Here is a 12,930-nt window from a genome sequence, read left to right as displayed (position 1 = left end):
CGAGGGCGGCGGGAGCACGGACGGCGGCGGCGCGGACTCCCCGTGAGCCGCCCGCCCGGCGGCCCGGCCCGCACCGCTTCCGGCCGCTCCGACCGCCGCTCGGACCGACCGTCAGCCGGTCCCGGAGCGCCCCGGCCGACGCGCCGCCCGGCCCCCGCGGGCCTCGGCGCCCGGGACGCTAGCCGGCCGCCGCCTGGAAGAGCCCGTGCATCGCCCGGCGCAGGTCGGAGACGTCCCGCACCGGCTCGGGGAAGTCGAAGCGCGCGTCGAAGGTCCTGCCCGAGGGCTCGGTGAAGCGCAGCCGCAGGCCGAAGCGGTCCAGCGCCACCGGCACCACCCCCGGGTGCCCGGCGGCGCAGGCCGCCGGCGCGCGGTCGCCGAGCAGCGCGCACAGGCCGCGCACCTGGTCGCCGTGGGCCTCGTGCAGGTGCTGGAGCAGCTCGGCCTCGTGCCGGGCGAGGGGGTCGGCGCGGGCGGCGGCGAAGTCCTCCGGGGCGGCCGCGTCCGCGCCCCACAGGTCGTCCACGCACGCCTCGCTGACCTCCAGCCGCAGCATCGACCAGGCGGGCCGCCCGTACGGGCCGGGGGCGGCGTCGGGCCGCAGCGCCTCGCCGATCCACAGCAACTCGCCGACCGGGTGCCGCTCGGCGAGCAGCATGGCGCTCGCGGCCCGGTCCCCGCCGGCCACGGCCGTGAGCCAGCCGGCGACCCAGGCCCGGCCGCGGATGCGGTGCGGCACCGCGATCGGCGCGACGTCGGTGATCTGCACGACGCAGGCCAGGTCGGCGTCCTGGGCGTGCGCCGCGGCGCGCGCGGCCGCGCAGTGGCCGGGGACGAGCAGGAGCACGTCGCCCTCGGCGGTGACGGCGCGGGCCGCCGGGTCGCTTCCGAGGGGATCGCCGAGGGGCCGGTTTCCCGGAACCGCCAGGGAGGCCGTAGCCTTGGACTCCACGAGAGTACGTACGCGCTCTGCCGCCGTGGGCCGCAGGGCGCCTTCCGCGGGACGCGGCTGACCCTCTTCGGCGCTCTGACGGGTGCGGGACAGGGGGATCCCAGGTCGAAACATGCGTTCTCCTCGGACTAAGGTAAGGCTCACCTAACTTACACGGAGGTTCGTTCGACGTGAACCAGTCGCGTCCCAAGGTCAAGAAGTCCCGTGCGCTCGGCATCGCGCTGACCCCGAAGGCCGTCAAGTACTTCGAGGCCCGCCCGTACCCCCCCGGGGAGCACGGCCGTGGTCGCAAGCAGAACAGCGACTACAAGGTCCGGCTGCTGGAGAAGCAGCGCCTGCGCGCTCAGTACGACATCAGCGAGCGCCAGATGGCCCGTGCCTACGACCGCGCTCGGAAGGTCGAAGGCAAGACGGGCGAGGCCCTGATCGTCGAGCTTGAGCGCCGTCTGGACGCGCTCGTCCTGCGCGCCGGCCTGGCGCGCACCATCTACCAGGCCCGCCAGATGGTGGTCCACGGTCACATCGAGGTCAACGGCCGCAAGGTCGACAAGCCGTCCTTCCAGGTCCGGCAGGACGACGTGGTGATGGTCCGCGAGCGCAGCCGCGACAAGCACCCCTTCCAGGTGGCGCGCGAGGGCGGCTACGCCCTCGACGGCGAGACCCCGCGCTACCTCCAGGTCAACCTCAAGGCGCTCGCCTTCCGCCTCGACCGGGAGCCGCTGCGCAAGGAGGTCCCGGTGATCTGCGACGAGCAGCTCGTCGTGGAGTACTACGCCCGCTGACCTGGCGGCGCCGCCCGCGGCGCCCGAGCGTGTGCGATCCGGCCCGCGCCGCCCCGTCGACCCTCGCGTCGGCCGGGCGGCCGCGGGCCGTCCGCCTCCTGGCCGGCCCCGCCTCCCGGCGCCTGTCTCCTGACGCCATCTTCTGGCTGCTGACGCCATCTTCCGGCTGCCTGGCGCCCGGCTGCCCGGCGCCCGTCGGCTTGGCCGCCGCCCCGCTGCGCCCTCGGCCGGTGCCGGTCCCACCCCTCCTTGCCGGGGAGACGCCGGGGAGACGTCCGCGCCCGGCAGGTCTCCTCCGTTGGAGAGACGGGGGAAACGCGGTTCGGCCGCGTGGCCGTGGCGCGATAAGGTCGACTCCACCTAAACGCATCCATGGATGCGTTTAGTGGGGGCACGCGCACCCGGTCAGCGGCCGTCCGGCCCGCCACCGGCGCGGCGGGCCCCGGCGGCGGGTGGTGCGTCCGGCACCCGGCACGGGCGGCAGGCAAGACGGCAGACGGCGGGCCGCGCGGGCGCACGGCGGCCCGAGACGACGACCAGCAGCAGGGAGCGGTGCAACGTGACCGGTGGAGAGGTGGCCGGGATCCTCGTGGCCGTCTTCTGGGCGATCCTCGTGTCCTTCCTCGCCCTCGCGCTGGCGAGGCTCGCGCAGACCTTGAAGGCGGCCACCCGGCTGGTGGCCGAGGTCACCGAGCAGGCCGTCCCGCTGCTCGGCGAGGCGTCCGCGACCGTACGGTCCGCGAACACCCAGCTCGCCCGCGTCGACTCGATCGCCTCGGACGTGCAGGAGGTCACCTCCAACGCCTCCGCCCTGTCCGCCACCGTCTCCACCGCCTTCGGCGGGCCGCTGGTGAAGGTGGCCGCGTTCGGGTACGGCGTGCGGCGGGCCATGGCCCGCAAGGGGCGGCCGGAGGACGAGCCCCGGCCCACCGTGGTCGTCGCCAAGCCCCTGCCGTCCGCCCGCTGGGGCGGCCGCCGCAACCGTGGATCGAAGAGCTGAGGGCCCCGATGTTCCGCCGCACGTTCTGGTTCACCTCCGGCGTCGCCGCCGGGGTGTGGGCCACCACCAAGGTCAACCGCACGCTGAACAAGCTCACGCCGGAGAGCCTCGCGGCGCGCGCCGCCGACCGCGCGGTGCTCGCCGGGCGGCGGATTCGCGTCTTCGCCCTCGACGTGCGCGACGGCATGGCAGACCGCGAGGCGGCGCTGAAGGACGCCCTGGGACTCACGCAGCCGCCCGGCCCCCGCGCCCTGCCCGCCCAGCGCGCCCGGGGCCTGCTCACCGGACCGGAGCCGGGCGGGGCCGCCCCGGAGCCGTACGGCGGCCACGACAGCCACGAGACCGCACACCGCGAGACCGGAAATGGGGACCACTGATGGAGTCGGCTGAAATCCGCCGCCGCTGGCTGCGCTTCTTCGAGGAGCGCGGGCACACCGTCGTGCCGTCGGCGTCGCTCATCGCGGACGACCCGACGCTCCTGCTGGTACCCGCGGGCATGGTGCCCTTCAAGCCGTACTTCCTCGGCGAGGTCAAGCCGCCCTACCCGCGCGCCGTCAGCGTCCAGAAGTGCGTGCGCACGCCGGACATCGAGGAGGTCGGCAAGACCACCCGGCACGGCACGTTCTTCCAGATGTGCGGGAACTTCTCCTTCGGCGACTACTTCAAAGAGGGCGCCGTCACCCTCGCCTGGGAGCTGCTGACCGCTCCCGTGGCGGACGGCGGCTTCGGCCTGGAGCCGGAGAAGCTGTGGATCACCGTCTACGAGGACGACGACGAGGCCGAGCGGATCTGGCGCGACGTGGTCGGCGTGCCCGCCGAGCGCATCCAGCGTCTGGGCAAGGCGTCCAACTTCTGGTCCATGGGCGTGCCGGGCCCCTGCGGCCCCTGCTCGGAGATCAACTACGACCGCGGCCCCGCGTTCGGGCCCGAGGGCGGCCCGGCCGTCAACGACGAGCGGTACGTGGAGATCTGGAACCTGGTCTTCATGCAGTACGAGCGCGGGCCGGGGGAGGGCAAGGAGGACTTCCCCATCCTGGGCGACCTGCCGAGCAAGAACATCGACACCGGTCTCGGCCTCGAACGCCTCGCGATGATCCTGCAGGGCGTGCGCAACATGTACGAGACCGACACGCTGCGCGTCGTCATCGACAAGGCCACCGAGCTGACCGGCGTCGCCTACGGCGCCGACCACGGCTCGGACGTGGCCCTGCGGGTGATCGCCGACCACATGCGCACCGCCGTGATGCTCATCGGCGACGGCGTCACCCCCGGCAACGAGGGCCGCGGCTACGTGCTGCGCCGCATCATGCGCCGCGCCATCCGCAACGTACGCATCCTCGGCGCCACCGAACCCGTCGTCGGCGACCTGACCGACGTGGTGCTCAAGACGATGGGGCAGCAGTACCCGGAGCTGCTGACCGACCGCAAGCGCGTCGAGACCGTCGCGCTCGCCGAGGAGGCCGCCTTCCTGAAGACCCTGAAGGCGGGCACCAACATCCTCGACGGCGCCGTCACCGAGACCCGCGCGGCCGGCTCCACCGTGCTGCCCGGCGACAAGGCGTTCCTGCTCCACGACACCTGGGGCTTCCCCATCGACCTCACCCTGGAGATGGCCGCCGAGCAGGGCCTGACCGTGGACGAGGAGGGCTTCCGGCGGCTGATGCGCGAACAGCGCGAGCGCGCCAAGGCCGACGCGCGGGCCAAGAAGACCGGCCACGCCGACCTGACCGGCTACCGCGAGATCGCCGACGCCTCCGGCTCCACCGTCTTCACCGGCTACACCGACACCGAGGGCGAGGCCACCGTCGTCGGCCTGCTGGTGGGCGGCGTGCCCTCGCCCGCCGCCGTCGAGGGCGAGGAGATCGAGCTGGTCCTGGACCGCACGCCCTTCTACGCCGAGGGCGGCGGCCAGCTCGCCGACACCGGCCGCGTCCGGCTGGACACCGGCGCCGTGGTCGAGGTCCGCGACGTGCAGCAGCCGGTGCCCGGCGTCACCGTGCACAAGGGCATCGTGCAGGTCGGCGAGGTCACCGTCGGCGCGGGCGGCTACGCCCGGATCGACGTCACCCGCCGCCGCGCCATCGCCCGCGCGCACAGCGCCACCCACCTCACCCACCAGGCGCTGCGCGACGCGCTCGGCCCCACCGCCGCCCAGGCCGGCTCCGAGAACGCGCCGGGCCGGTTCCGCTTCGACTTCGGCTCGCCCGCCGCCGTGCCCGGCTCGGTCCTCACCGACGTCGAGCAGAAGATCAACGAGGTGCTGGCCCGCGAGCTGGATGTCACGGCCGAGGTCATGGGCCTGGAGCAGGCCAGGCGGCAGGGCGCGATCGCCGAGTTCGGCGAGAAGTACGGCGAGCGGGTCCGCGTGGTCACCATCGGCGACTTCTCCAAGGAGCTGTGCGGCGGCACGCACGTGCACAACACCGCCCAGCTGGGCCTGGTGAAGCTGCTCGGCGAGTCCTCCATCGGCGCCGGGGTGCGCCGCGTCGAGGCCCTGGTCGGCGTGGACGCCTACCAGTTCCTCGCCCGCGAGCACGCGGTCGTCTCCCAGCTCACCGACCTGGTCAAGGGCCGCCCCGAGGAGCTGCCCGAGAAGATCTCCGGCATGCTCGCCAAGCTCAGGGAGGCGGAGAAGGAGATCGAGCGGTTCCGCGCGGAGAAGGTCCTCCAGGCCGCCGCGTCGCTCGCCGCCGCCGCGCGGGACGTCGCGGGCGTGGCGCTGGTCGGCGCCCGGGTCCCGGACGGCACGGCCGCCGACGACCTGCGCAGGCTGGTACTCGACGTGCGCGGCCGGATCCCCGGCGACCGGCCCGCGGTGGTGGCCCTGTTCACCGTCGCCAAGGACCGCCCGCTGACCGTCATCGCCACCAACGAGGCCGCCCGCGAGCGCGGCCTGAAGGCCGGCGACCTGGTCCGTACGGCCGCGACCGCCCTCGGCGGCGGCGGCGGCGGCAAGCCGGACGTGGCCCAGGGCGGCGGGCAGCGCCCGGAGGCCGTCGACGCGGCGCTGGCCGCCGTCGAGCGCGCCGTCGCGGAACGGGCCTGACGGCCGTGCGGCGCGGCAGGCGGCTGGCCGTCGACGTCGGCGAGGCCCGGGTCGGCGTCGCCTCCTGCGACCCCGACGGCATCCTGGCCACGCCCGTGGAGACCGTGCCGGGCCGGGACCAGCCTGCCGCCGTGCGGCGCCTGGCGGACCTGGTGGGGGAGTACGACCCGATCGAGGTCGTCGTCGGCCTGCCCCGCTCGCTCAGCGGACGGGAGGGGCCGGCCGCCGCCAAGGCCCGTGCCTTCGCCCGCACCCTCGCCGCGCGTGTCGCCCCGGTGCCCGTGCGGCTGGTCGACGAGCGGCTGACGACGGTCACCGCCACGCAGGGGCTGCGCGCCTCCGGCGTGCGCGCGAAGAAGGGCCGGGCGGTGGTGGACCAGGCGGCCGCCGTGGTCATCCTGCAAAGCGCGCTGGAGGCCGAGCGGACCTCCGGCAGGGCGCCCGGGGAAACCGTCGAAGTGGTCACCTGATCGCGGTACGGTAACGTTCCGCGCGACGTCCCGGCAGCCGTCGCCCGCGCCCCGCGCGCCCGCCCCGGCTGCCGCCTGACCGGCGCTAGGGGTTTGATGAGTGAGTATGGCCGGGGGCCCGGCCCTGGGCCGTGGCCTCCCGAGGACCCGCGCTACGGCGAGCCGGGATGGGACGCGCGGCAGGCCGGACAGCAGGCCGGGCAGCAGCCTCCTGGCGGCGGCCACGACCCGTACGCGTACGACGCCTACGGCCCCGACGCCTACGGCACCCCGCCCCCCGGCCCCCAGGCCCCCGGCGGGCAGGGACCGCCGGGGGTCCACCCGGCCCCGCAGGACGGCTACGGCGGGTACGGCGGCTACGGCGAGGGGTACGGCCACACCGCCGCCCCCGGCCCCGGCGCCTACCGCCAGGACCCCTACGGCCAGGACCCCTACGCGCAGGACGCCTACGGCCAGGAAGCCTACGGCCGGGACTCCTACACCCAGGACTCCTACACCCAGGACTCCTACACCCAGGGCACCTACCCCCACGACCCGTACGGGCACCAGGGACCCCCGCCGGTCCAGGACCAGGGCCCGGCGCAGCGGCCCTACGGCGGCGACGGCCCGTACGACCCGTACGGCGCCTACGGCGGCGGCCCCTACGGCACCGCCCAGCACTTCTCCTACGGCGCGGCGGCCCCCGCCGCCGACCCCGCGGGCGCCTCCCGTCCGGCGGAGCCCGGCTACGGGCACCCCCCGTCGCCGGCCGGCTCGCGCGGGCCCGCCGCGGACGCCCCCGAGCCGCGGCCCGCGGACACGCGCCCGTCCATCCTGGCCGACGACCGCCCCGCCGCCCACCCCGACGACGACCAGGACGGCCCCGACGGCCGCGACCCCCGGGACGACGACGAGGACGACGGTCCGCAGACCGGGCCCCGGCGCGGCCGCGACCGGCGCGCCCGGCAGCGCGGCCGCCGCAACGGCGCCGCCTGCCTCGTCGTCGCCGTCGTGCTGACCGGGGTCGTCGCGGGCGGCGGCCTGTACGGCTACCGGTTCTGGCAGGACCACTTCGGCGCCCCGCCCGACTACGCGGGCGAGGGCACCGGCCAGGCCCAGGTCGACATCCCCGCCGGCGCGGGCGGCGCCGAGATCGGCCGGATACTCCAGCAGGCGGGCGTGGTCAAGAGCGGTGCCGCGTTCGTGGACGCCGTCAACGACAGCGGCAAGGCCATCCAGCCGGGCACCTACAGCCTCCGCAAGGAGATGTCCGCGGCCTCGGCCGTCACGCTGATGACCGACCCCGCCAGCCTCAACGCCCTCATCGTCACCGAGGGCATGCGCGACAGCCAGATCTACGCCGCCATCGACCGCAAGACCGGACGCCCGGCGGGCACCACGAAGAGCGTCGCCCTCCAGCAGGCCCACGACCTCGGGCTGCCCGCCTGGGCCGACGACAACCCCAAGGTCAAGGATCCGCTGGAGGGATTCCTGTTCCCCTCCCGCTACAGCGTCGGCAAGGGCGCGGACCCGGCCGCCGTGCTGCGCCAGATGGTCGCCCAGGCCGCGAAGACCTACGCCGCCTACGACCTGGCGGGCAAGGCCCGCGAACTGGGCCTGAAGTCCCCGCTCCAACTCGTCACCGTCGCCAGCCTGGTGCAGGCCGAGGGCAAGACCTCCGACGACTTCCGCAAGATGGCCGAGGTCGTCTACAACCGCCTGCGGACCGGCAACGCCGAGACCAACGGCAAGCTCGAATTCGACTCGACGTACAACTACATCAAGGACCAGAGCAAGCTCGACATCTCCACTGCGGAGATCAGGGGCTACGACAACCCGTACAACACCTACTACTACCGGGGACTGCCGCCCGGCCCCATCGGCAACCCCGGCGAGGAGGCGCTGAAGGCGGCCATGGACCCGGACAGCGGCGGCTGGTACTACTTCATCTCCCTGGACGGGCGGACCACCCAGTTCACCAGGACGTACGCCGAACACCAGAAGCTGGTCCAGCAGTTCAACGCCCGGCGCGGGAACGGGTGACGCCGGTGCCCGCACGCCGCAGGGCGGCCGTACTCGGCTCGCCGATCGCCCACTCGCTCTCCCCGGTCCTGCACCGCGCCGCCTACGCCGCGCTGGACCTGTCCGACTGGCGCTACGACCGCTTCGAGGTGGACGAGGCGGCGCTGCCCGGCTTCCTCGCCCGGCTCGACCCCGCCGAATGGGCCGGCCTGTCCCTGACCATGCCGCTCAAGCGGGCCGTCCTGCCGCTGCTGGACGAGGTCGGCGGCAGCGCCGCCGCCGTCGAGGCGGCCAACACCGTCGTGTTCACCGGCGCCGGCCGCCGGACCGGCGACAACACCGACATCCCCGGCATGGTCGCGGCCCTGGCCGAGCGCGGAGTCACGCGGGTGCCCGCCGCCGCCGTCCTGGGCGCCGGGGCCACCGCCTCCTCCGCGCTGGCCGCGCTGGCCCGGGTGTGCGACGGAGAGGTCACCGCCTACGTCCGCGGCCCCGCGCGCGCCGCCGAGATGCTGCGCTGGGGCCGGCGGCTGGGCGTGGCCGTGCGCACCGCCGACTGGTCCGCCGCCGCCGAGGCGCTGCGCGCGCCGCTGGTGGTGGCCACCACGCCCGCGGGCGCCGCCGACGCGCTCGCCGGGTACGTACCCGACCGGCCCGGCACGCTCTTCGACGTGCTGTACGACCCGTGGCCCACGCCGCTGGCCGCCGCCTGGGCGGCGCGCGGCGGCGCGGTCGTCGGCGGCCTGGACCTGCTGGTGCACCAGGCCGCGCTCCAGGTGGAGCTGATGACCGGCCGCCCGGCGCCGCTGGCCGCGATGCGCGCGGCGGGCGAGGCGGCGCTCGTCGCCCGGACCGTCTGACCCGCGCCGGGCCGCCCGCCGCGCCGGGTCCAGGCTTCGGACACCCGCCAGGGCATCCGGCCGGACGTGGCAGGATCAAAGGTGTGGCGGGCCGCGAGCCGCGCACCGGCCCGTGCCACCGTGGACGTCTACGCAGCGCGCGCAGGAGGAGCAGCAGGTGAGCAGGTTGCGCTGGCTGACCGCGGGAGAGTCGCACGGCCCCGCCCTGGTGGCGACCCTTGAGGGGCTGCCCGCAGGGGTCCCGGTGACCACGGACATGGTGGCCGACGCGCTCGCGCGGCGGCGGCTGGGCTACGGCCGCGGCGCCCGGATGAAGTTCGAGCGCGACGAGGTCACCTTCCTCGGCGGCGTACGGCACGGACTGACCCTGGGCAGCCCGGTGGCCGTCATGGTGGGCAACACCGAGTGGCCCAAGTGGGAGCAGGTCATGGCCGCCGACCCGGTGGACCCCGAGGAGCTGGCGGGCCTGGCGCGCAACGAGCCGCTGACCCGGCCGCGCCCGGGCCACGCCGACCTGGCCGGCATGCAGAAGTACGGCTTCACCGAGGCCCGGCCGGTGCTGGAGCGCGCCTCGGCGCGGGAGACGGCCGCGCGCGTGGCGCTGGGCGCGGTGGCCCGCTCGTACCTGAAGGAGACGGTCGGCGTCGAGATCGTCTCGCACGTGGTGGAGCTGGGCGGGGCCCGCGCCCCGGAGGGCGTGTACCCGGTGCCCGCGGACACCGAGCGGCTGGACGCCGACCCGGTGCGCTGCCTGGACACCGACGCCGCCAAGGCGATGGTCGCCGTCGTCGACCAGGCCCACCAGGACGGCGACACGCTCGGCGGCGTGGTGGAGGTGCTGGCGTACGGCGTGCCGGTGGGCCTGGGCTCCCACGTGCACTGGGACCGGCGCCTGGACGCGCGGCTCGCCGGCGCGCTGATGGGCATTCAGGCGATCAAGGGCGTGGAGGTCGGCGACGGCTTCGAGCTGGCCCGCACGCCCGGCTCGCGGGCCCACGACGAGATCGTCGCCACCGGTGAGGGCGTGCGGCGCGCCTCGGGCCGCTCCGGGGGCACCGAGGGCGGCCTGTCCACCGGCGAGCTGCTGCGCGTACGGGCCGCGATGAAGCCGATCGCGACCGTGCCGCGGGCGCTGGCCACGGTGGACGTGGCCACCGGCGAGCCGGCCAAGGCCCACCACCAGCGCTCGGACGTGTGCGCGGTGCCGGCCGCCGGGGTGGTGGCCGAGGCCATGGTGGCGCTGGTGCTGGCGGACGCGGTGGCGGAGAAGTTCGGCGGCGACTCGGTGGCCGAGACCCGGCGCAACGTCAGCGGCTACCTCGACCACCTGGTGGTGCGGTGACCGGCCCGGTGGCGGTGCTCGTCGGCCCGATGGGAGTGGGCAAGACCACCGTCGGCCGGCTGCTGGCCGAGCGCCTGGGCACCACCTTCCGGGACACCGACGCCGACGTGGAGACCGTCGCGGGCAAGCCGGTCGCGGACATCTTCGTCTCGGACGGCGAGGAGCGCTTCCGCGAGCTGGAGCGGCGGGCGGTGCGCGCGGCCGTGGCCGAGCACGGCGGCGTGCTGGCCCTCGGCGGCGGCGCGGTGCTCAGCGAGGAGACGCGGACGCTGCTGGCCGGACTGCCCGTGGTCTTCCTGGACATCGGCGTGGCCGAGGCGGTGCGGCGGGTCGGCCTGGACGCGCCGCGCCCGCTGCTGGCCGTCAACCCGCGGCAGCAGTGGCGGACGCTGATGGAGCGGCGCCGCCCGCTGTACACCGAGGTGGCCCGGGCCGTCGTGGCCACCGACGGCCGGACCCCGCAGGACGTCGCCGACGCGGTCCTGGACGCGCTGGGCACGGCCCCGGCGCCCGGCACCGCGCCCAGCGGACCGCGGTGACCCCTCGACCGCGCATGACCCACGACATGTACACACCGACCACGACAGGAGCACCGGCCGCCCCATGAGCAGCGACACCCCGACCCGCATCCAGGTCGGCGCCACGGCGGGCACCGCCGCGTACGAGGTCGTGGTCGGCCGCCGGCTGCTCGGCGAGCTGCCCGGCCTGATCGGCCCCGACGCCCGGCGCGTCGCCGTCGTGCACCCGAAGGCGCTCACCGCCCTCGCCGAGCGGATCCGCGCGGACCTGGCCGGAGCGGGCCGCCGCGTCCTGGCCGTCCCGGTGCCCGACGCCGAGGAGGCCAAGACCGCCGAGGTCGCCGCCCGCTGCTGGCAGGCGCTCGGCCAGGCCGGCTTCACCCGCACCGACGTGATCGTCGGCGTCGGCGGCGGCGCCACCACCGACCTCACGGGCTTCGTCGCCGCGTCCTGGCTGCGCGGCGTGCGCTGGATCGCCGTGCCCACCACGGTCCTGGGCATGGTGGACGCGGCCGTCGGCGGCAAGACCGGGATCAACACCGCCGAGGGCAAGAACCTGGTGGGGGCCTTCCACCCCCCGGCCGGCGTGCTGTGCGACCTGACCGCGCTCGACACGCTGCCCGCCGCCGACTACGCGGGCGGCCTCGCCGAGATCGTCAAGGCCGGGTTCATCGCCGACCCCGCGATCCTGGACCTGATCGAGCGGGACCCGGCCGCCGCCCGCACGCCCGGCGGCCCGCACACCGCCGAGCTGATCGAGCGGTCCATCCAGGTCAAGGCCGACGTGGTCTCCTCCGACCTGAAGGAGTCCGGCCTGCGGGAGATCCTGAACTACGGGCACACCCTGGCGCACGCCATCGAGAAGAACGAGGACTACACCTGGCGGCACGGCGCCGCGGTCTCCGTCGGCATGGTCTTCGCCGCCGAGCTGGGCCGCCTCGCCGGCCGGCTGGACGACGCCACGGCCGCCCGGCACCGCGCCGTCCTGGACGCCGTCGGCCTGCCGCTGACCTACCGCGGCGACCAGTGGCCGCGGCTGCTGGCGGCCATGCGGGTCGACAAGAAGTCCCGCGGCGACACGCTGCGCTTCATCGTCCTGGACGGCCTGGCCAGGCCCGGCGTGCTCACCGGCCCGGACGAGGAGACGCTGCGCGCCGCGTACCGGGCGGTGGCCGCGTGAGCCGCCGGGTGCTCGTGCTGAACGGGCCGAACCTCGGCCGGCTCGGCAGCCGCGAGCCCGACGTGTACGGCTCCACGTCCTACGCCGGCCTGGTCGCCGCGTGCACCGGGCTGGGCGCCGAGCTGGGCCTGGAGGTGGAGGTCCGCGAGACCAACGACGAGGGGGAGATGGTCCGCTGGCTGCACGAGGCGGCCGACGCGTCCCTCCCCGTGGTGATCAACCCCGGCGCCTTCACCCACTACTCCTACGCCCTGCGGGACGCGGCGGCCCAGCGCACCGCCCCGCTCGTCGAGGTGCACATCTCCAACCCGCACGCGCGGGAGGAGTTCCGCCACCTGTCGGTGATCTCCGCCGTCGCCAGCGGCACGGTCGCGGGCTTCGGCATCGGCTCCTACCGGCTGGCATTGCGCGCGCTCGCGGACGAATCGCCTGGCTGACGCCGGGCGGGCACCCGCGGGCCCGCTCGGCCGTTCACACCAGGGCGGCCGGGACCGGTACCGTTCCGTGGGGACCGGCGGCACGGCCGCGCCAGGGTCCCGCGGGACCGGCCGGAGAAGGCCGGGCGAGGCTGGATGAGGCTGGACGAGACGGAGTAGCGCCGTATGCAGCACGCAGTGGGAGGAGCGCCGCCGCCGTACGGGCCCGGACCGGGGCAGCCGGCCCCCGGCTGGCCGCGGGGCGCGGGCCACCACCCGGGCCCCGCGCCGCACGTGCCCCCCGCCCCGCCCGCGCACCCTGCGCCGCACCATCCGCCGGGCCACCAGCAGCCCGTCCCCCCG

At 75.6% G+C, this 12,930-nt stretch carries 12 protein-coding genes; 11 read left to right on the top strand and 1 reads right to left on the bottom strand.

Translation table 11 applies throughout. From position 1 onward, the window contains the following. Positions 1 to 178: 178 nt before the first annotated feature. On the bottom strand, positions 179 to 1,066 hold the full coding sequence (locus tag RKE29_RS21595) for a DUF2470 domain-containing protein (RefSeq protein WP_312007184.1): 888 nt from the start codon (positions 1,064 to 1,066) through the stop codon (positions 179 to 181). A gap of 56 nt (positions 1,067 to 1,122) precedes the next feature. On the opposite strand from RKE29_RS21595, the gene rpsD reads away from it, so the two are divergent. From rpsD to aroQ, 11 genes are all read left to right on the top strand, one after another. Next, complete coding sequence (rpsD, locus tag RKE29_RS21590) at positions 1,123 to 1,734, top strand: 30S ribosomal protein S4 (protein WP_312007183.1); 612 nt, start codon at positions 1,123 to 1,125, stop codon at positions 1,732 to 1,734. 559 nt (positions 1,735 to 2,293) lie between these two features. Then, a complete protein-coding gene (locus RKE29_RS21585) occupies positions 2,294 to 2,734 on the top strand; it encodes a DUF948 domain-containing protein (protein ID WP_312007181.1) in 441 nt (146 codons plus the stop codon). 8 nt (positions 2,735 to 2,742) lie between these two features. Continuing rightward, positions 2,743 to 3,111, top strand: coding sequence for a DUF6167 family protein (locus RKE29_RS21580; RefSeq protein WP_312007180.1), 369 nt, complete (start codon positions 2,743 to 2,745; stop codon positions 3,109 to 3,111). Further along, the gene (alaS, locus tag RKE29_RS21575; protein WP_312007179.1) at positions 3,111 to 5,780 is read left to right on the top strand and encodes an alanine--tRNA ligase; all 2,670 of its coding nucleotides are present in this window, start codon (positions 3,111 to 3,113) and stop codon (positions 5,778 to 5,780) included. Before RKE29_RS21580 ends, alaS begins: the two co-directional genes overlap by 1 nt. Then, a complete protein-coding gene (gene ruvX, locus RKE29_RS21570; protein ID WP_312007185.1) occupies positions 5,777 to 6,250 on the top strand; it encodes a Holliday junction resolvase RuvX in 474 nt (157 codons plus the stop codon). Before alaS ends, ruvX begins: the two co-directional genes overlap by 4 nt. 96 nt (positions 6,251 to 6,346) lie before the next feature. Then, the gene (mltG, locus tag RKE29_RS21565) at positions 6,347 to 8,272 is read left to right on the top strand and encodes an endolytic transglycosylase MltG (RefSeq protein ID WP_312007178.1); all 1,926 of its coding nucleotides are present in this window, start codon (positions 6,347 to 6,349) and stop codon (positions 8,270 to 8,272) included. Between the two features lie 5 nt (positions 8,273 to 8,277). Continuing rightward, positions 8,278 to 9,111 (top strand): shikimate dehydrogenase, encoded by an 834-nt coding sequence (locus RKE29_RS21560; RefSeq protein ID WP_312007177.1) that lies wholly within the window; start codon positions 8,278 to 8,280, stop codon positions 9,109 to 9,111. 157 nt (positions 9,112 to 9,268) lie between these two features. Beyond that, positions 9,269 to 10,453 (top strand): chorismate synthase, encoded by a 1,185-nt coding sequence (gene aroC / locus RKE29_RS21555; protein ID WP_312007176.1) that lies wholly within the window; start codon positions 9,269 to 9,271, stop codon positions 10,451 to 10,453. Next, the gene (locus tag RKE29_RS21550; protein WP_312007175.1) at positions 10,450 to 10,992 is read left to right on the top strand and encodes a shikimate kinase; all 543 of its coding nucleotides are present in this window, start codon (positions 10,450 to 10,452) and stop codon (positions 10,990 to 10,992) included. Before aroC ends, RKE29_RS21550 begins: the two co-directional genes overlap by 4 nt. Positions 10,993 to 11,056: 64 nt before the next feature. Continuing rightward, complete coding sequence (aroB, locus tag RKE29_RS21545; protein ID WP_312007174.1) at positions 11,057 to 12,151, top strand: 3-dehydroquinate synthase; 1,095 nt, start codon at positions 11,057 to 11,059, stop codon at positions 12,149 to 12,151. Further along, a complete protein-coding gene (gene aroQ / locus RKE29_RS21540) occupies positions 12,148 to 12,588 on the top strand; it encodes a type II 3-dehydroquinate dehydratase (protein ID WP_312007173.1) in 441 nt (146 codons plus the stop codon). The genes aroB and aroQ overlap by 4 nt, the downstream gene beginning before the upstream one ends. Positions 12,589 to 12,930: the final 342 nt, after the last annotated feature.

Source organism: Streptomyces sp. B1866, from assembly GCF_031932565.1.
Lineage (GTDB): Bacteria > Actinomycetota > Actinomycetes > Streptomycetales > Streptomycetaceae > Streptomyces.
This window is presented reverse-complemented; position numbering and strand designations above follow the sequence as displayed.

Excerpts from the sequence above, each read along its gene's own strand:
- RKE29_RS21580 (WP_312007180.1), top strand. The coding sequence starts at position 2,743 with ATGTTCCGCCGCACGTTCTGGTTCACCTCCGGCGTCGCCGCCGGGGTG.
- RKE29_RS21595 (WP_312007184.1), bottom strand. The coding sequence starts at position 1,066 with ATGTTTCGACCTGGGATCCCCCTGTCCCGCACCCGTCAGAGCGCCGAA.
- aroB (WP_312007174.1), top strand. The coding sequence starts at position 11,057 with ATGAGCAGCGACACCCCGACCCGCATCCAGGTCGGCGCCACGGCGGGC.
- mltG (WP_312007178.1), top strand. The coding sequence starts at position 6,347 with ATGAGTGAGTATGGCCGGGGGCCCGGCCCTGGGCCGTGGCCTCCCGAG.
- alaS (WP_312007179.1), top strand. The coding sequence starts at position 3,111 with ATGGAGTCGGCTGAAATCCGCCGCCGCTGGCTGCGCTTCTTCGAGGAG.